Raw genomic sequence first — 18,612 nt, 5'->3', positions numbered from 1 at the left:
TCATGAGTAAGCTGCAACGTACCGCGAAACAGTTCCAGGACGGTTGGATTTCTTTCCTTCGTGTTCTGGCAAGAAACTCCAAGATCAAGTTCGTGATTCGTCCGAATGTCAGACCGTGCACCGACGGTAAGGTCGCGTACCTGCCGTCTCTGCCGGCGAATTTGACAGAGGAAGACTTGATCCTGTTCAAGCGTTGGGGTTACCACGAAGTCGGTCACATCATGCACAGCGATGTGCCGTTTTTTCAGGAGTTCAGCATGGAGCATGGTGCCTTCGCGGGCCTGCTGCTGAACGCTGTCGACGACGTGTATATGGAATACGCTCAAACTCGGTCTTCTCGACGTTCTGAGCGTTTCTTCCGTCAGGGAGCAGCGATCATGTTCGATCGCGGCATGTTCCGGGACGGAAGCCAAAGCCCCCAAGAAGCATTTGCAAGCTACACCTTGTGCTTCCTTCGCAGCCGTCGGTGGAGTGAGTACCAGCAGCCTCTAGCGGCTGTTCGGAAAAACTTCGATGCCCACTTCGGTGAGCATGCCGACCAGGTGCGCGAAAACCTGGAAACCATCCTTCTGGCTGAGTACCCGAGCGTTCGTTCCACTCAAGACGCCGGCGATCTCACCCTTCGGCTGATCGAAATGCTGAAGCAGCAGCGTGACCAGCAGGATGAGCAGCCCCAAGAGGAGCCTGAAGACGACAATTCGGAAGGTGACGAAGGGGATGACCAGGACGATCAGCAATCCTCGCAAGGGGATGATGAGAGTAATCAGGAAGACGATCAGACCTCTGACAACGGCCAAGGCCAGGGCCAGAAAGATGATCAAGAACCTACCAACGGTGACACCGGTGGTCAGGGTAGCGATGACGGTAAAGCTGAAGACGAGTCCGACTCCAAGGCTGATGGCCAAGGTGCGCCGGGCGAGGATGACGCTGATGCCAATAACCAATCCGAGAATGCCCAAGGCGACAGCCAAGGGCAAAACGGGGTCGACCTCGCCGAGTTGATCGAGCAAATGCTCAGCAGCAATGGTGGTGACGATTCCGAAGTCCTGGATATGGACAAAGTGATTCAGCAACTCGCGACTAGCATCCAGAACGGTACCAACCCGGACTATCAGGATGCTGCTCCGGTTCCAGCTTTCGAAGTTGAACCGAGCGATGTGGAGAACCAACCCTCACTGGGGGCTGGAACGGTCAAGGACCTGGTCGAAGGGATGCTTGTTTGCCCTGCTGACAAGGAACATGCACGTGAACTGGCTGATGCGCTAGACCGCAAGGTCAATGTACTGGCCACGAAACTGCAGGCCTACCTGTTAAACCGAGAAGAAGCGGACGTCTACTCGACGCGCCGCGGTTCGCTCGGACAATCTCACCTCTACCGTGCAGGTATGGGAGACAGCCGTATCTTCGAACGTAAAGAGGAAACGGTACTCCCTACCGCAGCGGTCTCTGTTCTTGCAGATCTTTCTAGCTCGACAAGCTGGGTTGATCCTAGCGTTCTCGCGACGTTGGCGAAGGCGAAAGCCAAGGCCATTGCTGCTGGGGAAGCTATCAATGAAAAAGAGTACGAGGTGCAGACAGTTGCCAAATCCATCCAGCAGAGCCTGCTGATCATGGAGAAGGTGTTCCACAGGATCGACACTCCACGCGAGTTCTTGGGCTTTGCTCCAAAAACTGGCCATCTCAACACGGTGGTGAGGACCTTCGGGGACTCCCATCAAAACGCGGTTGACCGCATTGGCGGTCTGGAGAGCATCACCGGCGGGAATCACACCCCGATTGGTGAGGCGGTTTTCCAAGCAGCCCAACGCCTGGCAAGCCATCCGGCACAGAGGAAGCTGATGTTTGTCCTCACGGATGGTGCTCCGTCGTGTGCGACCCTGGCTACAGAACAGACTGCGTTAGCGGTCGACGCTGGAATCAAGGTGGTGTACCTCCTCATCGGCAATGAGGTCCGAAAGGACTGGCTGGAAGAGGCGGGTATCCCGTACGCCGTTGCTGCAACCGCAGATGACGTTGGTCCAGCTCTTCTGGAGCAAGCCAAGCAGCTGCTGATGTAACCAATGATGCCGCCCTTCGGGGCGGCCTCCCTCTCTCCAACGAGCTGGAAAACCATCCGGCTCGCGCCCGGGTGTTCTCAATGATCACCCCGTGCGCGACGGGGGAGGGCAATTCAATGGCAACTCAAACTCAAGTCTACGGACGGTCAGTAGACAGCGTTTTGCACTTTCGTCGCGAGTCCACAGGAGTTCGTCTTACCCAAGCCGAACTCCAGGGCTACATCGAGGAGGTAGGAACATTCGCGCGCGATCTTCGGGTCCGGGATGAGGGCAACACCCTCGTCTTGAGCTTCGGCTGGATGCGTGAAACCTACAGCTATGTGCTGGATAAAACAGAGTACGGCTATTCCCAACGCACTCCGCTGGGAGAGGGCACGATTCTAAGTCTGCTGTAACAGTGGCCCCCTCGGGGGCCTTCCTTGCTCAGTGAGCTGGACCAACAATCCGGCTCACTGCCGGGTTGTTGTTCGAGGTCATTGATCTCAAACCACCCGGCTCCGCGCCCGGGTGTACATCTCAATGCCCCGTGCGCGGCGGGTGCGAGGAAATACCGATGACTCAAGTAATCAGCGCTGCAAATGACAACAAAGTAGTAGTAATCAACCTGCTGGTTTCCGCGATGGCGGCCGATCGTCAGATCGATCTCGACGTGCTGAATATCAAGGTTGAAGAGTTGCACGATGAGATCCGTAAGCTGGTGACTGAGAAGATCTTCCCGAAAGACTTTCTCCGTAACTACGCCCGGCTCCGTGAAAACGGCGAAACCCTCCTGAAGCAAGACGGTTCCATCATGTGCTCCATTGGGGCAGTGATGAGCCGCAGCGAAGCGGTCATCAAGATCCGTGAGCTGAACAAGATCAAGGAGGAGTGGGCTCAGCAACTCGCTAAAGATGAACCTGGCTATCAGGCAATGTGCGACAAGCACCTGCTGGAGATGAGCCAGAAGGCAATTGCAAAAGGTGCCGACTCTGCCCAGGTAATGCTGCTGGCCGAACACCTTCGTAAGCGCCAACCAACTTGGGAAGAGGTAGCCGCACGGTTCAAATTCGAGTTTGTCGTCACTCCGGTAACAATGGAGGATGGCGAGTTCGATGCGGACCTGTATGAAGCGCAACGCGACAGCGTTGTTGCTTTGCGGGAGGGTGTCCTCGGAGCAGTCATTCAACACGTCTGCAAAGAGTCCATGGAGATCCTGGAAACCCTCGACAAGAAGACAACCGGGAGCCAATCGGGCGAAGTGAAGGTTAACCCCCGAACTGTCCGTCGTGCTCAAGCGATGTGTGTGAAGCTGAACTCCCTGGCTTTCATTCACCCGCTTATCCGTCCCCTCCATGACGCCCTGAAAAGCGAAATGGACAAGGTGCCGACTAACGGTTTTCTCACTGGTGGTGAATTCCAAAATCTGCGGGAATGCCTGAAGTCTCTGCGCGACCAGACCATCGTTTGGGACCGCTTGAAGAACGGCCAACCCCTGATCCAGGTAGCAACCACAGCTGCTGCGAGCAACACCGCACAGCAAGCTCTTGCGACTGCTCAAGCCAACCTTGGGCAAGCTCAGCAAGCAACTTCGAACCAGCCTGCTTCAACCGCTCCGGCGGCCACGGCGTCAATGCCTGCAACTTCGGTTGTGAGCACTGTTCAGGCTGGCGCTGCTGCACCTGCAGCAGCTGTAGCTCAAACCACGGCAACTCCGGTTGTAGTGGCACAAGCTACCGACGAAGAGGACGACACCACGGTCCCGGACGCGGTTGAGTCCACGCCTGTTGTGCAAGAAGAGCCGAAGCCGGCTCTGTCGCAGAACTTCGCGCTGTTCCTCTAAGCAATACCTCCCTCCCACCCCTGACGGGCCACCACACCCCGTCAGGGGAGTGGTGCGCCCTATGGAGCGCACTATGCAAGTCGATCTCTTTGGCGAACCCATCCTGTCCAACCCCATTCAACCCTCCTCGGAGGCGGATGCACCGGTGGATTTGTTTGGAGTAGCCATCAATCAACCAACCGCAGTTGAGAAACCCAAAGCAGTTCGAAAGGCCCCAACTAGGCTGGTAATCGACAGGAAGGCCCTCTGGTCCTCCTCCGGTTATTTGCCTGGCGTGAAAGAGCTGGATGAGGATGATGATTTGTCGGATGCACTCTCGACGTCGGATACCCGTTCAGACAATTCCACGATCGAGCGCCTGGAGAAGGCTCTTGGAATGGCACCGGTCATCAAAGATGGCAAGTGGCAAACCGACGAGCTCGGATACCAGTACCGCCGAGTAGGCAAGCCGTTCAAGGGGAGTCGAGTTTTCGGAAAACGAGGCTCGATGATCTGGGAACTCAATCGCCAGTTCGTGCTGACCTCTGCGAGGGATGCTCTTGAACCGGTGTTCACTGACCCCTGCTGCTGGCTCATCATCAACTCCGTCCATGTGCTCGCCATCCGGCTGCGCATGATGGATGAGGATGAAGATCCGTATGCATGCCTGCAGGCCTTCCTGCAGGTCATGACACAGCACGACTTCATCGATAACTCCCGAAAGGGGGAAACGATCCGCAGGCTGACCAAACGGGACCAGATGCGGGACAAGCGTGCAGCGGCACGGAAAGCAAAAGAAGAGAAACCGGTTTCCAACTCGCTCATGCGAGACATGGAAAACGATGACTTTGATTGCGACGAGTAACTCACTGCGAACAGACCCCTGCGCCGGCGGGGCCTGAAAATTCATTCAGCCACCTTCGAGTGTGCGAACTGGGCTCCGGCTCCCAGAGGAGAAACATCATGACTCATGTTCTGAAAGCAAAGCTGACTGCTGTTGCCGATGTGGTTGTTCTGAAACTGGCTGGTGCTGTCTGGAAACTGGTGAAGGTCTTTGACCCGAGGCCGGTCCAGGAGCACTTCGCCGCACGACCACCTGTAAACGGCGTGACATTCGGCAAAGTCTTCAGCCTCCCTCGGGAGGATGCAGGCCAGTCGATTGTTCGGTTGGGCTGGCAGCACATCAAATCGGAGAACAAGAAAACAGGGATCGTCAGCCGTAAAAAGCTGGTGAAGATCTTCAACCCTGCAAACGGCCACTTTGTGGTTCTGTGGGCAATGGGAGCAAACGAAGGTCGTCCTTTGCCCCGGGATGCCATGGCGATCGATTACGACGCTAAGTTGGCTCTGGGAATCTCCAAGAAGGAAGAGGAAGCGGAATTGATTGTTGGCGAAGCCAACCTCGGTGACCGCGAATTCTTCCATATGTACACCGACCATGACGCATCCAGTCGTAGCGCTCGCGCTCTCGGCTGGTATCTGTTCATGGCTGGTATCGGCTGGTCCGTGGGAGTAACCGTCGAAGGATTGGTTACCGCAGTGCTGCGGATGTTCTAAGCCTGAAGTGACACCGCCTCTCCCTTAGGGGGGCGGACGTCACCTCCAAGCATCCTCGACGAGGGCGTTTGGAGGTGGCGTCCGCCCTTTACCGAAATCGAGAGGTGAATCATGAACGGTGTATCGAACAGAGCCTACGACCTGCTGAAATCCTTCGGGAATTCTGGGCTCACACTCGAGAGCCATTTCCCCAAAGGGGTGGAAGGCAACATAGCCCGCCACACAGCACCCAAGTTGATGTTTCCAGACTCAATGCCGCTTGAACTCGTTCGCGATCACATCGAGCGCTGGAACCGGAAGCTGCAGGGGCTGTTACCTGGCATGGGTTATTACGCTTTCAGTCCTGCGGACGAGATGGCGAATCCGGGGAACCACGTGCTGGTTCTCTTTGCCGATGATTCCTTCTTCAAAGCTTTTATGGGCGGCGTCCAGAAAGTCGACTTACTCACTTCGCTGTGGGACTTCGATGCCTGCGTTCGGCTGTTGCGGTAATTTCCGCGGCAGATCGGAGCGGCCAAGGGCGCGCGTGGACCTGGTCACGCTGAAGGGGGCTGAGAATCAGCCCCCTGGCGCTCAGCCCCCCGTTTTCACTGGAAGGCCAAGGCCTTGCCGGTAACCTCTAGGGCATCCCATTTGGAAGCCCTACCATGCTCGATCTTGCTGACCTCGATCACACCGTAATCTACTTCGTTTCATTCCTCGCAGCCTTCCTATCCATCCGACCAACTCTGCGTGCCGCCGGCACTTGCGGAGCGCTTTTGCTCGCCTGGACATTCGTAAAACTGGAATTGACATTCGACCTGGCCGACCTACTGCTGAATGAAGGTACAAATCCTCAGTTCATCACCGCAGGAGTCGCGGCATTGGGTATCTTCGGCCTGGCGATCAGAGTTTCCCGCTCTCGGTCGAGAACAATGGACCGTACCCTGATCTTGGTAGCTCTGATCAGTGTTTGTCTCACCACTGCCGTTTTCCACCTCGTCCTCGTGAACCGTGTTCTTCCTCTCTGGGCAAAGGATCTCGCTTGGACGAACTACAACCTGGTTGAAGCCTCTGCAGAGTCTTTCGCTCCCAAATGTGAGCAAGCAAAAGTGACCTGCTGGCGGGGCACCGCATTCGAGGATGGGGCCTTCAAACCCGAACTTAGGGAGCAATTGAAGGGGGTTGATTCCTTTTTCAGGGCTCACCCCAAGCCATTCCCGCAAGGACATGGTTTCGGTGTGTTCAACGACCTATCAGATGATGGCGTCGCAGCTGTGCTCTACTACCTGGACAAGGGAGAGGCACGAATCGTGATTGATAGCGCGGGCGCCACCCGGGTCCATCATTTGGTTCGAGAACTGTTCTACATGCTTTGCGGAGTCGCCCATTCGGTCTGGATTGCTGGTGCGCTGTTCCTCATCGCGTTCCACCGCCGGCGTTTCATGAAAAAGGGGGCTTCATGCTGATCGACTTCAAGGCCGAGCACACACAGTATCTTAAAGGGCGGCCGTCAGATTCTGGCTGGGTGTATACCCCCGCCAACCCGAAGATGCCGGCCAAGGGGAAGTACCTGGCTGCGCACCAGGTGTTTAGCAATAACGCTCTCAACGCTGCGATCTACATCCGAAACGACGTGAATGCCGCCGGCGAGGCGATTAGTGTGCACACAGCACTCCGTCTCACGTTCTCCCATAAAGCGAAGGGCAGGTACCTACTAAATGACGACCCGGACAAGCTCAGTCTCAACCTTGGGCTCGGCGCGGTACGTGAGTTATACCGTTGGCTCTCTGACCAGCAGCCGCGGTTGGAATACGAAATAGTTCGTGCGAGCGCATCTCCAAAACGACTCCAGGGCTTCACTCTTCAGGACGGCCAGTTCGCCCGGATGCTTACTGCAACAGAGTTCGACTCAGAAGCAGTAGGTACGCTGACCATCCAGGTTGGGCTATCGGATGACGATGTGATCCATCTGCAATTTTACTGCCTTGGATACGCCAAGCTGATCTATCCAACATTCACTGATGTGGCCATCCTCCAGCTGCTGAAAGCGCCTGCAAGCTCTACCAACCTGGCGAGCAATCCCTTCCCAGTTTCGCATGCGAAATCGGACAACGTAGCTGCCCCCCAGCGAACGCAAGACGATGATCGTGGTATGGCTGAGGATGAACCTGATCCAGTGAGACTGGAGCGTTGCAGAAAGGCAATCTACGCCGTTGGCATGCAACGCTGGAAGGGCTCGAGAGATGTCATCGAGTTCATCCAGGACTCTGCTCCTATCGCTCAGATGGACCGGTTGATCAAGGACGGGAACGCCGGGGAATTTACGGAGTGGAACCGCATCGCTGACATGTTCAAAAACTCCTAACTCGGTCCTAGAGGCGGAATAGGGCACTCAACTCCCACTATTGGGGTATGAATGCCCAAATCCCCATTTTCGCCCGCATCAAACAGCACAACGCCGAATACCCACGCGAGCTCTTCGCTGCGAAGGAAATTAACCGGCTGCTGACCAACGTCGACTTCCCAGCTGAAAGGATCTGGCTGGACCTTCGTTTCGACCCCTCAATGACTGACCCAACTTCATCCACTTTGGATGTGATGATGATCAGTGGGGAGGCGCACGGCATAGCTGTACTCCGCATTCAGCCCCTGTATCTGCAGCAGGACATGCAGACGATGGTGGACGAAGCAATCCCTCACGAGCTCGCACACATCCTGCACGCAATAGACGTCAAGCAGAAGGGCGAAGAGATCGGGAAGTTGCATGACGAAGACTGGCAGGAGTGGCTATTCACTCTGGCACCGAACGCTACGCCTGCCGCAAAGGTAAAGGGTACGTTCGACGATCGTCCCGTAAAGCTCAGTAAAGGAGGGCTTGCCGTCGAGTGCGAGTGTGGTGGAGATGAGGCAATCGCTGTTATCGCCGACACCACTGGCAATTCCGTGAAGCTTCAGGAAGAAGAGCTCGAGTGCTCCTCATGCAAGTTTCCATACCACCGGCTTTCCCAAGACTCTGCCCTGCCTGAGGGCATCGCCTCGGACCTGAAATTCCTCGAGGGAATCAAATGTATCAAGCTGCACCATCCCAACCTACAGCGCTGAGTCAGGCCATTGCAGGACTCACTCACTATGATCCCATCAGGATCGGGAGCGACAGCCGCGGCCAAACCGTGGACTGGGTGCTGGCAAAGTCCAGCAACTTTAACGTCCTCTTCGAAGGGGCAAGCGGCGCAGGCAAATCCCATACGATTCAAAATCTACTTGCGCGTGTCTATAGCCGTGGCATGACATTCCACGTCCTGGACATCAAAGGCGACTTCTCCTACGAGAGTTTCGAAAAGGCTGGTCTCAGCCACCTGGTTCGGCCGGAAGACTTCAACGACATCACCTTCAACTACTTCGAGGGCGGCAGCTCCCTCAACCCACTCCAAGTCCCGAGGACGAAAGAGGGGGGTGGGGTACTGATGACAGTCGAAGGTATGAAGCAGTTGGTGAAGGTTTTTGCACCGAATACCGGCAAGCGGCAATTGGACTACCTCGAAGAGATTCTGAACGAGGTTTACCGCAAAGCCGGAATTTCCCAGGACGACATTGAGTCCTGGATCAGACCTTCCCCGACCTTAGATCAGGTCCTTGATGAGATCGATCTCGTGTTCAACTCCATCTCTGCCAGCATGGATTCGGGGTCGGTATCCGACATCATGAAAGCCTATGGCCAGGCCAAGTCGAAGGCAGAGAAGACCATCGTCAAGATGAAGGCGGATGGCAAAGATCCATTAGAGATCGAGGACAAGGTCAACGAGATCCTTGATGACTTGGAAGGAGTCCTGCATGGCTACGCCAAAAAGCATCTGGATTTCCAGGCGCTGCAGAACAAGTCCACTGGCAACGGAACGTTCTGGGAGTTCTGGTCCAAAGATTCCCTTTTTGGCTTGCGCAGCATCATCCAGGGCATGGTGAAATCCCGTCTATTCACTGGTAACCCTTCAAAATCACAGGCGGGCAAAATCAACCGATACGTCCTGACCGATATCTCGTCTGAACACCAGCAGATCATCATGCGTATTGTGGCAAGTCGTGTCTTTGCAATGGGAGTGATGGATACTCGAAGGTCTGGTCTCTTCAATCCCGAGTACCCCAGCCACATCCTGATCGCGGACGAAGGGAAGCACGTCAAACAAATTTCGTCCTCGCCGCTGAGTCCAGTGAACCGAATTGCGACCGAGGGACGCGGTTACGGTGTGGGTGTTTGGGCTGGGGTTCAGCAGCCAGACCAGGTCACTCCGGACCTCCTGAAAAACGTCTCAACCTACTTCCTTCTCAAGACACCCGAGACGACTTACGGTGAAGTAAGTCGGATGTTCGGGGTTAAGCCTTCGCTTCTGAAGCAGCTGCAGAACCGGCAGAACGTACTCTTCAGCGCAGGGGACGCCTTCACTCTAGTAACCCACTTTAAGGAGTAGTAGGGATGAAGAAATATGCTCTGCTTCTTTGCCTAACCCTGACTGGGTGCACTGGTGGCAAAACCATACTCCCGGTCACCGCGGCGGACATTCAGGACCGCAGCCTTATACTCGGGGCTCAGCAGGCTGTTCAACGAGGGCAGTACCAGGAGGCAGAGCAGCTCCTCTCCAAGTACGTCTATAGAACGGACAATGGCGATCTGAAAATCCAGTTCTGGGGGCTCAACGGAGAGAGCAGGAAAATAGCAATCGACACTGTGATTTCTCTCCTCTGGGAAACCGGGAGGGACCAGACGCTGGCTCAGTTCGCAAAAGAATACCTTTCGGGAGACGAGTACAAGGTCACTATGTGCCGACTCTCGGAACGGCAGGCGCATTATCCGGATGCGTATGCCTGCTGGAACAACCTCGGCCATGAAGACAGAGCGGAGAGGACTATTCGCACTGAGGCTGCCCTTCGCATTCTCGGGACCGAATGAGCAGCATCAAGTGATTTGAGTTTCGCATGCTAAATCGGGCGGTCAATCACCGCCCGATTCCTCTTCTGCGCCACCATCTCGAGTGGGGCGACGAACTTGAATTTTGTAGTTCGCCATACCCCAACGGTCGACAACCCCGGGTAGAAGCTCTTGCAGGGTTTCCTTGTCTAGCAATACGCAAGCATTGAAGTTGATCACCCCAATCTTCACATCAAACAGGCCCGATGGGCTGTCATGATGATTGTAGCTATGGAGCAAAAGCCCCATACCCTCGAGGGTCTCCAGCATCACCGGAATAGCAGGGTGGCTGAAGGTACGAGTATCAACTCCCATCTGAAGCTGACGGCTCAACTCCAGCGGCAAATGTGAGCCGATCGACTCAAGGATTCGTGACATCGGAATGATGACGAACTCCATGGCGTCCTTCGTCCAGCCCTCTGCTTCTCCAGTCGCCCGGAACTTGTTGATGTTGGCTTCGCCGACAAATTTCAGGATGGCCTCCCTGATCAGTTCCTCAGTCTGGGAGCTTTCCTTGGCTGCGCGAATACCATCTTGCTTCTCTGCACGGATCACGAAACCGTCAGCGTGTCTCAGCGCTTGGACCAACTTCTCAACGCGCGGGCCAGAAGAAACAGGAAGCATTGCAGGATGGTGGTAGTAACGCAGCGCAAGGGTGAGTACGTTCTGATCCTCCGGCTGGAGTTTCGCGAACTCAGGCATCTGACGCACGATGTAAGCGCTGTAGGTGTTGTGGTGTGTCGCGTCCTTGTTCTTAACCCACTGGCCAGGCGCCTTCTCGGCATATGCCAATAACTTATCCAGGTCATGAGACAGCCCAGCGAGATAAGCGAGAGGTTCCTGCACATTCTGGCGCTTCAGATAGGACAAGACCTCCTTGGCGATGGCGAGGGAATGCTCGCGTAACGTGGCATCGGCATGGTGAGCGCCGACACTGGCTGGGACTGTGGGATGAGCAGCTAGTAACTCATGCACTGCCAGTTCGAGGTGTTCAATGGGCGTCGACGGCTCCCGGCTCAGAGCTACCTGTTTTCGGTTGCATCGGAAGAAGCGTTGGTTGTAGGGGTTGAGGTCTGTTACCCCTCCAATTTCCTCTCCGGTTCGCGGGTCCTTGTTGTTCCTGAGCAGGATCATCATGGTCGATCCTGGAATAGAGCATTCGTACTCGAAGGGATCGTCGCTCACGACAGTGGCTTCAGTCGAAGTGTTCCGCGGTCGGAAATACCTGGAAGCTGCAACCCTGGCAATGGTGTAGACCATAGCGGCCGCGAAGATGCAGTGCAGCACTTCTACCAGGACTGCAACCAGCGTCCCCACGTAACCACCAGATGCGATGAGCTGAACCACTGCATGAGGCTTGAACATGTAGAAGTGGGGCGACAGGGCTTCAGCCTGGAAGTCCAATGCCTTATGCGTGGATTCTAAGTAAGCCGCATAGCCCAGGATGACAACTGCAATCATGACGATCAGGGCAACAACCCCAGATGAGGCTTTGACCTTCGGTGTAGAAGCGGACATGACTATCTCAACGTGGTGAACACAAGATCACGATGCAGGTTTTGAAAAAGATTTTCCAACCAAACCCCGGATTTGGAGCACTGCCTTCCCACTATTGAGGTAACAGAAGCTTCTATGGGACTCCGCAGTGAAAAAAACGATCCTCATCCTGGGCGTCAGCCTCCTGAGCCAGGGCGCCTACGCTTCCGCCTTTGATGATTCTCACCTCGCGCGGAGCGAAACTCTCTCACCGTTCGATCGCACTTATGAAGCCGGCAGGGCGCAGCAGGTGATGCAGCCCATCGACTACAAGCGGTCCACGCAAACTCCTTCAGCACCTGCGGCAATGATCGACCTGTCGATTGATAACCCCGTTGCCTCGGTAGAAGAAACAGAGACCGAACGGCAATACAGGAAAACTCTCGAAGACCTGGAACGAAACCGCCAAGCCCTGACTGCCGCACGTAGCGAAGCAGAACGCAACCTCATCGCTGCGCAGAAGACGGCGATCGAGGCTGCTGCAAAGCGAAAGCAGGATCTGCTGGCGCAAGAGGCCGAGATTCGTAAAGCCCTGGAGCTGAACCGAGCGGCGCAGTCGAAGGCTGATCAGGTACAGGTCGCACAGCTCACGGACATCGAACAGATCCGCACAGAAAGCAAACAGCTTCTCATGCTGGCCGAGAACAACGCGGAGATGATCGAAACGGCTGCTCGCAAACGAGTGACCCTGGAGCGGGTAGACCCGACCGTGGTGATCAACGAACCGGTTGAAGCCGAATACCAAGGGGCAACTCTGAAGGAGATTGTGGAAGGGATCATGCCGGTCGGTTGGCGTGTGAAAACAGCCTTCTACAACAAGCCTGAGCTTGAGACCCGCCGCTACGAGTTCATTTCCACTGACGCCCGTGACATTGCCCTGCGCAAGCTCACGGCTTCCGTCCGGGACGCCCGTGTTCGCTACCAGTATTTCTGGGACCTGACTGACGAACAGGGAAATCCCTCTCCCATGATCCTGATCACCGACCGCCCGAACTAAGGCAGCCACACCCATGAAGATGAAATCCATTGCCCTAGCTCTGCTGGTTGCCACCGGCCTGTTGGGATGTACCAGCAGCTTCGACATTTCCGAAGAAGCGAAAAATGCCCCCCTGCGCCCCGAAGCGAAAGATGCTCTTCAGGCTGCCCGGGGTAACACTTTCGTACGCGAGATCAGGACTGAAGATATCGCGAAAGCTCGGCCGATTTTCCTAACTGCTCAGAGCAAGCCGCTTCGAAGCGTGCTGCAAGACACGCTGCCTGGGTACGCGATCATTCCGAAGGGCAAAGTCAACCTCAACGATCCAATCGATGTAGCTGCTGCTGGGATGACTCTTGCAGATTTCATCGAATACATCGAAGGGACCCGGGACCTGAACATCGAGATCGTAGGAAAGCGAGTAATTGTTAGCGATTTCGAAACCCGCGAGTGGAACCTTGCCACTTTCGCATCGACCCGAAATGTCAACAACGTCATCGCATCCACGCAGACTCGTGGTGCTAAAGCGGGCGATGACGACTCCAATAATCAGCAGGACTCGAACGTCGCGACTGGCACGACCATTGGACTTCAACTCTCGGAAGATGAGTGGCAGAAAGTTATGGAAGGTGCCCGTACGATCATCGGAGCAGAGAAAGAGTCCGACCGAGGCAGTCGTGGGCGTACACAGAACTCCTCGGGAGCTTCAAGCGCTAATGTAGGTGGGGGTAACAACTCGAACAACGGCATGACGAGTGGCCTGAACTTTGATGCTCCATCACCAGCTGACTTCGGTTTGTTGACATCGAACGATGAGATTGAGCCTTACATAGAAGGTATTCGGTCGGTAGGAATTATCACTGCAGGTGGCAAGCCTTCTAAAATGAAGGTTCTTGATCGCTACTTCAAACGAGCTATTGGCGAAGCAACTAAGGTCGTAAACGTTCAGGTTGAGGCGTATGATGTAATTCTCAATAACGACAAGCAGAAAGGTGTTGACTGGAATCTGCTGGTTCAAGGCACGCTGAATGGCAACCCACTTGGCCTGAACTTCTTCAATACAAAAACTGAAAACACGGACCCTTTCTGGAATGTGCAAGGGACCTATGAGTCTGACCATGTTAAAGCAGATGTTCTCATTCGATTCCTTGAAAATTTTGGGCGGGTAGAGCTTACTGATCAGCCAAATATTACCGTTCGAAATGGGGTTCCAGCCCAAATTTACGCAGGTGAAGAACTTACCTATATCGTCGACGTCGAACAAAGCCAAGACGAATCCGGCAATGTCACAGTGACCCCTAAGCTCGGCCGGCTGAAAGTAGGTGTGACGCTTAGCGTTACTGTTCGGGTTCTAGACAACGACCAAATAATGGTCGATATCTGGCCGGTAATATCCAACCTTAGTGGTAATGACACCATTGCAATTGGTGACTATGAGTTCCAAACCCCCCGCGTGAACCTGAAGGAGTTCAGCACCCAACTGATAACCAGTTCTGGTCGAGCGGTCCATCTGGGCGGTCTGATTACCAAAAAAATGAACCAGGCTCTACGTCATTTGCCTTGGCAGAATCTGGTCACTAAAGCAGTGCTGAACCCTCTCACCCAGGACATCAACAATCAGCTCGACAGACGTGAGTTGGTCCTGGTTGTCACCCCCACATTGGTGGAGGGGGCTCTCTAATGAATCAGTTGCTTCTTGGCGTACCAATCCAGATTGGTGGCGAAGAGGTCATCATCTGCCGTGACTCCATCGGCTCGCAGGCGCTCAGCAGCTCCCGCGAGTCGGAGGTGTATACCATAATTGAGGGGCCACGCGAAGACGGCCGGCCAGCGATCTACATCGACGAAGCTGAACTAAAGTCGATGCGGGAGTCGTACCCGGGCATTAACGTGTATGGACTCTGGCAGCTCCTATTCGCCAACAACCTCGTACCTCTGGGGAACGAGGTTATTATTTTCCCAATGGGTCCTGACCGCGGGCTTTATCTGCGGGTGGATTCTAGTACGGATCTCAATAAGCCTTCGAGCATTCTGAGCTCCTCTGAGTTTGTAGATAATTTCATCCCTGAGTGGATGGACTACGACCTCACAAATGCTTCTCGCATTAATCTTGACAATCTTGACCTGGTATTGCCCGCCAGCCCGGCATATACCCGACAAGAACTATTCGAAAAGCAAAGGCACGATCAAACCAAACGCTGGTATATGGTCGCAAGCATATGCGGCCTGATGCTGATCGCTACACTTGTATATAACTACGGGATGTACACGCTGTATAACGCTGATATGGCGGTCTATAAAACCAAGCAAATTCAAAGGGACGAGTTAGACACCAAGATCGGCGAGCTGCTGCGTGAGCGATTGGATAAGTGGCCGGACAACTCCGCTGAGCTCGGAAAAATCAGTGAGCTAGTTGCTTACGATAGCAGTCTTGAAACTTCACCTGATGGTGAAACTCATGTCGGGTTCACGACGTTGCACCGATTCGTATCGAGCAGATACTTGCCATTCGATCCGGCGGATAAAGTCCGAGGCATAGTTTCGGAGTTCACTCCCCACCAGAATTACGTCATTCGAATTGACCCTTCGGAAATTGGCGGGGGCGACAACCAATGATTATCAAGCGCTCAAAACTGTCAATTTCAACCTTCGGCTTTTCGAATCTGATGTTGATTGTCATTGCAGCCGTGGCAGTTGGTGCCGTTCGATTCAGCATGACCATGGGGGAGAGCCGCACTCTCCCTAGAGACTTCGATCAGATCGATGCAGTAATTGAAACTTCAAGACAAGACGTTCAGCGGTATACGGAGCTAGAAAAGCTTCCGAAACTCGTGACCTCTTGGAAAAAGGTTACTGCATCATTTGAACTCGATGGGCTCAAGCTCGAAACCTTCGACGCGAATAATTCTTCGGAGATGGGGAATACTTATTCAGGCCCGCTGAAAGGCTGGCCGGGCCAAGTGATAGGCGATCCGCAGGTGGTGTTATCAAGTGTGCGGTCGCTTCAAAAGGAGATCCCCCTTTATCTCTACGATTACTCCATTGCGAACGGAGTGATGAAACTTAACTTTGTAGTCGTGGGTACCTGATTATGAAAAATCTTGTCATCGGCACTCTTATGGCAGCTCAATTTTCGCTCCCTATCTATGCTCTTGCAGATGCGGACGATGCAGACACTCATCGTGACCGCAGTCGGAAGATTGGAGACATGGAGTACAAGCGCGATCAGCTGAAACTTCAAGCTGAAATGGCAGACTCCTATAAGAAAATGTCGGATGCCGGCTTCATTGTGGACGAAAGTGGCTCTCCACTGGGAGTAACAGATATCGCAACTCTGGGTAAAGAGGTGCGCAAGGCAGGCAGTAAGCCCGATAAGGCTGACCTCCCGTTCGGTCAAAATCCAGTCATCCCCAATGCCGCACCGTTCATGCTCGACCAGCCTACGATGGGGATGAGCGGACCAAATGGCCAGAGTGCTCCAGGCGGTCCAGGCCAGCCTGGCTCCTCTCAGAAAAACGTCCCCGACGACGATGAAGACAAGGCCAAACACTTTCTGGCGCTCCTCGAGGTTCGGGCTGACTCGATCGTAGTAATGACCAGCCAAGGGCGCCGAATCGTGCGCAATGGCGAAAAGGTCAACGACTACACACTGCAGCGATTTGGGCTCGACAAGGCTGTTTTCAAAGGTCCTGACGGCACTCGGGAACTGGTAATCGATTGGACCAAATCCAAACGCTATGCGGACGACTGACCATGAGCAATAACATCCAGGGGATTCAACGAAAGATCCTGCGGAATCTGGTTGAGGCGGGGAAAATCACGCAACAGCAAGCTGATACGCAACCAGTATCCGAAGTCATCGAGCAGGTTGTTCCCGACATCCTCCGCGTCTGCAAGGACGACGAAGCAGTTGCCCAAGCGATCGGCAAGGCGCTCGGCCGTGAAGTGTTCTTCGAGCTGGAGGAAGGGCTCTCGATTACTCAGGGCCCTGAAGGGGAGCCATGGTTCATTTACGGCAACACCATCTTCATGGCCAATCCGTTCCACAAACGGATGCACGAGCGTGCCACAGGGTTCGCCAGGACCCACAACATCCACCAGCCAAAGGTTGGTGTGGTGAGCCTGACCCGCTTGGAAGCGATCAAGGCCATCGAAACTGAAGATGATGATAGCGCAGTCCATGACAGCGAGCAGCTTAAGGCCCGAGCAACACAGCGTGTGGAAGACCTGGTGCGCGAGGCGGCAAAGCTCAATGCCTCGGATATCCACCTTCAGCCTACACAAGGTGATCAGGTTCAAGTCCGGTTGCGAATCGACGGCGAACTTCTGACTCGCAAGCTCTACACATCCAAAATTCACGAGGCTATTTGCCGAGTGATTATCGAGAACAACTGCGGCCTTACCCTGGAGTTGAACGCAGCCCAGGATGGGAAGTTTGATTTCGCGGTCTCGACCCACAAGAAAATCAACCTGCGGGTTAGCACGCTTCCTGTCACCAAGGGCTCGGAGAGCACCCCCAAGGTTGTGGTTCGTCTATTGGGCAACGACACGAGCTTGGCCAACCTGGACAGACTGGGCATGTCTGCCGAAAACAAGGCGCTGCTCCGGCGATTGGGTGAGGCCCCCAATGGCTTGATCATCGTTACAGGCCCTACTGGCTCAGGTAAGACCACAACTCTCAATGCGATGCTCCTGGACATCTATGGCCAGGACCCGAACCGGAACTACCACACTATCGAAGAGCCGGTGGAGATCCAGCATGAGGGCATGTCGCATACCGAATGCGGTAAGCACTTGTCGTTTGCTACCGCGCTCCGTGCATTGCTGCGACAAGACCCCGACGTGATCTTACTTGGAGAGATCCGCGACAACGAGACCGCCGAGTACGCTTTCAAAGCCGGCCAAACTGGTCACCTGGTCTTGACCACCTTGCACACAAACAATGCCCACGAGTCGCTGGATCGCCTCGGCAGGATGGATATTCCGACAGACATTATCGCAACCAACACGCAAGCCATCATGGCCCAGCGTTTGGTCCGCAGCCTCTGCAAGAGCTGCAAAGTCGAATACCTCTTCCGGTCTGATGAGAAGCGATTCGCCTTGTATGGCTCGAACCCGGTGTTCGGCAGCAACGGCGATCTCAAGCTCTATCGAGCAAACCCCAAAGGCTGTCAGGTGTGTAACAACGGATCGCACCAATCTGGCGGATTGAAAGGACGGCGCGGTGTCATCGAGGTACTCGAGCTTACGCCGGAAATTCAGGAGGCCATTTTGAATGGAATCTCCCCCAGCTTGCTGAGACGCTCCCAAATCGCAGAAGGGACCTTCAAGGACCTCTGGGACGATGGTTTACGCCTGGTGTTCGAAGGTGTGATCGGGTTCGAGCAGCTCGAAAAAGAGCTACGCCCCTACCTCTCTGATCGAGTTGGCGCACCGAAGAATCTACAGGAGAAAGCGGGTATTCGCCCCACCCGCGAAGCGAGCACTTCATCGTTGGTACCACAGCTGTAACCGCCAGATCCAATCCCAGGAAAAACACAGAGAAAAGGAATAGATCAATGATCGAACGTAGTACCAAGCATGTTCGCCAGAAGGGCTTCACCCTGATCGAGCTGGCCATCGTGCTGGGGGTCATCGCGATCCTGACTGCTTTCTTCCTGCCGGGCATGCTCAAGGCGCGTGAAGACTCCAAGCTGAGCACTGCGATCACTCAGCTGCAGAAAGACTTCCCCGGTGCAATCGCCCG

Annotated in this window: 19 protein-coding genes; 18 read left to right on the top strand and 1 reads right to left on the bottom strand. The window is 54.7% G+C overall.

Annotated elements, in window-relative coordinates; translation table 11 throughout:
- Positions 1 to 2: 2 nt before the first annotated feature.
- From HMPREF1224_RS42270 to HMPREF1224_RS42220, 11 genes are all read left to right on the top strand, one after another.
- Positions 3 to 2,057, top strand: a complete 2,055-nt coding sequence (locus HMPREF1224_RS42270) for a vWA domain-containing protein (protein WP_010794200.1) — start codon at positions 3 to 5, stop codon at positions 2,055 to 2,057.
- Positions 2,058 to 2,173: 116 nt separating this feature from the next.
- Positions 2,174 to 2,452, top strand: a complete 279-nt coding sequence (locus tag HMPREF1224_RS42265) for a hypothetical protein (RefSeq protein WP_010794199.1) — start codon at positions 2,174 to 2,176, stop codon at positions 2,450 to 2,452.
- Between the two features lie 158 nt (positions 2,453 to 2,610).
- Complete coding sequence (locus tag HMPREF1224_RS42260; protein WP_010794198.1) at positions 2,611 to 3,876, top strand: DUF3150 domain-containing protein; 1,266 nt, start codon at positions 2,611 to 2,613, stop codon at positions 3,874 to 3,876.
- A gap of 73 nt (positions 3,877 to 3,949) precedes the next feature.
- Positions 3,950 to 4,720 (top strand): hypothetical protein, encoded by a 771-nt coding sequence (locus HMPREF1224_RS42255; RefSeq protein ID WP_010794197.1) that lies wholly within the window; start codon positions 3,950 to 3,952, stop codon positions 4,718 to 4,720.
- Between the two features lie 98 nt (positions 4,721 to 4,818).
- Positions 4,819 to 5,412, top strand: coding sequence for a hypothetical protein (locus HMPREF1224_RS42250; protein WP_010792577.1), 594 nt, complete (start codon positions 4,819 to 4,821; stop codon positions 5,410 to 5,412).
- 111 nt (positions 5,413 to 5,523) lie between these two features.
- Positions 5,524 to 5,904: a hypothetical protein gene (locus HMPREF1224_RS42245; RefSeq protein ID WP_010794196.1), complete on the top strand. Its 381-nt coding sequence runs from the start codon at positions 5,524 to 5,526 to the stop codon at positions 5,902 to 5,904.
- Between the two features lie 155 nt (positions 5,905 to 6,059).
- Complete coding sequence (locus HMPREF1224_RS42240; RefSeq protein WP_010794195.1) at positions 6,060 to 6,860, top strand: hypothetical protein; 801 nt, start codon at positions 6,060 to 6,062, stop codon at positions 6,858 to 6,860.
- The gene (locus HMPREF1224_RS42235; protein ID WP_010794194.1) at positions 6,854 to 7,759 is read left to right on the top strand and encodes a hypothetical protein; all 906 of its coding nucleotides are present in this window, start codon (positions 6,854 to 6,856) and stop codon (positions 7,757 to 7,759) included. The genes HMPREF1224_RS42240 and HMPREF1224_RS42235 overlap by 7 nt, the downstream gene beginning before the upstream one ends.
- A 47-nt stretch (positions 7,760 to 7,806) precedes the next feature.
- The gene (locus tag HMPREF1224_RS42230) at positions 7,807 to 8,496 is read left to right on the top strand and encodes a SprT family zinc-dependent metalloprotease (RefSeq protein ID WP_010794193.1); all 690 of its coding nucleotides are present in this window, start codon (positions 7,807 to 7,809) and stop codon (positions 8,494 to 8,496) included.
- On the top strand, positions 8,460 to 9,857 hold the full coding sequence (locus tag HMPREF1224_RS42225) for a helicase HerA domain-containing protein (protein ID WP_010794192.1): 1,398 nt from the start codon (positions 8,460 to 8,462) through the stop codon (positions 9,855 to 9,857). Before HMPREF1224_RS42230 ends, HMPREF1224_RS42225 begins: the two co-directional genes overlap by 37 nt.
- Positions 9,858 to 9,862: 5 nt before the next feature.
- Entirely contained in the window at positions 9,863 to 10,336 is a 474-nt protein-coding gene (locus HMPREF1224_RS42220; protein WP_010794191.1) for a hypothetical protein, read from the top strand.
- A 42-nt stretch (positions 10,337 to 10,378) separates the two neighbouring features.
- Here the strand turns inward: HMPREF1224_RS42220 and HMPREF1224_RS0112565 are convergent, their stop codons facing one another.
- On the bottom strand, positions 10,379 to 11,872 hold the full coding sequence (locus HMPREF1224_RS0112565) for an HD domain-containing protein (RefSeq protein ID WP_031628640.1): 1,494 nt from the start codon (positions 11,870 to 11,872) through the stop codon (positions 10,379 to 10,381).
- A gap of 127 nt (positions 11,873 to 11,999) precedes the next feature.
- Here HMPREF1224_RS0112565 and HMPREF1224_RS0112560 point away from each other — a divergent pair, with 127 nt between their 5' ends.
- From HMPREF1224_RS0112560 to HMPREF1224_RS42195, 7 genes are all read left to right on the top strand, one after another.
- A complete protein-coding gene (locus tag HMPREF1224_RS0112560; RefSeq protein WP_019484906.1) occupies positions 12,000 to 12,887 on the top strand; it encodes a hypothetical protein in 888 nt (295 codons plus the stop codon).
- 13 nt (positions 12,888 to 12,900) lie between these two features.
- Positions 12,901 to 14,547 (top strand): type II secretion system protein GspD, encoded by a 1,647-nt coding sequence (locus HMPREF1224_RS42215; protein ID WP_010794189.1) that lies wholly within the window; start codon positions 12,901 to 12,903, stop codon positions 14,545 to 14,547.
- Positions 14,547 to 15,482, top strand: coding sequence for a hypothetical protein (locus HMPREF1224_RS42210; RefSeq protein ID WP_010794188.1), 936 nt, complete (start codon positions 14,547 to 14,549; stop codon positions 15,480 to 15,482). Before HMPREF1224_RS42215 ends, HMPREF1224_RS42210 begins: the two co-directional genes overlap by 1 nt.
- Entirely contained in the window at positions 15,479 to 15,955 is a 477-nt protein-coding gene (locus tag HMPREF1224_RS0112555; RefSeq protein WP_021263692.1) for a hypothetical protein, read from the top strand. Before HMPREF1224_RS42210 ends, HMPREF1224_RS0112555 begins: the two co-directional genes overlap by 4 nt.
- 2 nt (positions 15,956 to 15,957) lie before the next feature.
- The gene (locus HMPREF1224_RS42205) at positions 15,958 to 16,617 is read left to right on the top strand and encodes a hypothetical protein (protein WP_021263691.1); all 660 of its coding nucleotides are present in this window, start codon (positions 15,958 to 15,960) and stop codon (positions 16,615 to 16,617) included.
- A gap of 2 nt (positions 16,618 to 16,619) precedes the next feature.
- The gene (locus tag HMPREF1224_RS42200; RefSeq protein WP_010794186.1) at positions 16,620 to 18,377 is read left to right on the top strand and encodes a GspE/PulE family protein; all 1,758 of its coding nucleotides are present in this window, start codon (positions 16,620 to 16,622) and stop codon (positions 18,375 to 18,377) included.
- A gap of 47 nt (positions 18,378 to 18,424) precedes the next feature.
- On the top strand, positions 18,425 to 18,612 hold a 188-nt coding region (locus HMPREF1224_RS42195; RefSeq protein WP_010794185.1), incomplete at its 3' end, for a type II secretion system protein.

Source organism: Pseudomonas sp. P179 (genome assembly GCF_000478485.2).
Taxonomy (GTDB): domain Bacteria; phylum Pseudomonadota; class Gammaproteobacteria; order Pseudomonadales; family Pseudomonadaceae; genus Pseudomonas; species Pseudomonas aeruginosa.
Note: the sequence above shows the minus strand (reverse complement) of the source record. Positions and strands in the feature narration are given on the sequence as shown.

Excerpts from the sequence above, each read along its gene's own strand:
- HMPREF1224_RS42270 (WP_010794200.1), top strand. The coding sequence starts at position 3 with ATGAGTAAGCTGCAACGTACCGCGAAACAGTTCCAGGACGGTTGGATT.
- HMPREF1224_RS42265 (WP_010794199.1), top strand. The coding sequence starts at position 2,174 with ATGGCAACTCAAACTCAAGTCTACGGACGGTCAGTAGACAGCGTTTTG.
- HMPREF1224_RS42260 (WP_010794198.1), top strand. The coding sequence starts at position 2,611 with ATGACTCAAGTAATCAGCGCTGCAAATGACAACAAAGTAGTAGTAATC.
- HMPREF1224_RS42255 (WP_010794197.1), top strand. The coding sequence starts at position 3,950 with ATGCAAGTCGATCTCTTTGGCGAACCCATCCTGTCCAACCCCATTCAA.
- HMPREF1224_RS42250 (WP_010792577.1), top strand. The coding sequence starts at position 4,819 with ATGACTCATGTTCTGAAAGCAAAGCTGACTGCTGTTGCCGATGTGGTT.
- HMPREF1224_RS42245 (WP_010794196.1), top strand. The coding sequence starts at position 5,524 with ATGAACGGTGTATCGAACAGAGCCTACGACCTGCTGAAATCCTTCGGG.
- HMPREF1224_RS42240 (WP_010794195.1), top strand. The coding sequence starts at position 6,060 with ATGCTCGATCTTGCTGACCTCGATCACACCGTAATCTACTTCGTTTCA.
- HMPREF1224_RS42235 (WP_010794194.1), top strand. The coding sequence starts at position 6,854 with ATGCTGATCGACTTCAAGGCCGAGCACACACAGTATCTTAAAGGGCGG.
- HMPREF1224_RS42230 (WP_010794193.1), top strand. The coding sequence starts at position 7,807 with ATGAATGCCCAAATCCCCATTTTCGCCCGCATCAAACAGCACAACGCC.
- HMPREF1224_RS42225 (WP_010794192.1), top strand. The coding sequence starts at position 8,460 with ATGTATCAAGCTGCACCATCCCAACCTACAGCGCTGAGTCAGGCCATT.
- HMPREF1224_RS42220 (WP_010794191.1), top strand. The coding sequence starts at position 9,863 with ATGAAGAAATATGCTCTGCTTCTTTGCCTAACCCTGACTGGGTGCACT.
- HMPREF1224_RS0112565 (WP_031628640.1), bottom strand. The coding sequence starts at position 11,872 with ATGTCCGCTTCTACACCGAAGGTCAAAGCCTCATCTGGGGTTGTTGCC.
- HMPREF1224_RS42215 (WP_010794189.1), top strand. The coding sequence starts at position 12,901 with ATGAAGATGAAATCCATTGCCCTAGCTCTGCTGGTTGCCACCGGCCTG.
- HMPREF1224_RS42210 (WP_010794188.1), top strand. The coding sequence starts at position 14,547 with ATGAATCAGTTGCTTCTTGGCGTACCAATCCAGATTGGTGGCGAAGAG.
- HMPREF1224_RS0112555 (WP_021263692.1), top strand. The coding sequence starts at position 15,479 with ATGATTATCAAGCGCTCAAAACTGTCAATTTCAACCTTCGGCTTTTCG.
- HMPREF1224_RS42205 (WP_021263691.1), top strand. The coding sequence starts at position 15,958 with ATGAAAAATCTTGTCATCGGCACTCTTATGGCAGCTCAATTTTCGCTC.
- HMPREF1224_RS42200 (WP_010794186.1), top strand. The coding sequence starts at position 16,620 with ATGAGCAATAACATCCAGGGGATTCAACGAAAGATCCTGCGGAATCTG.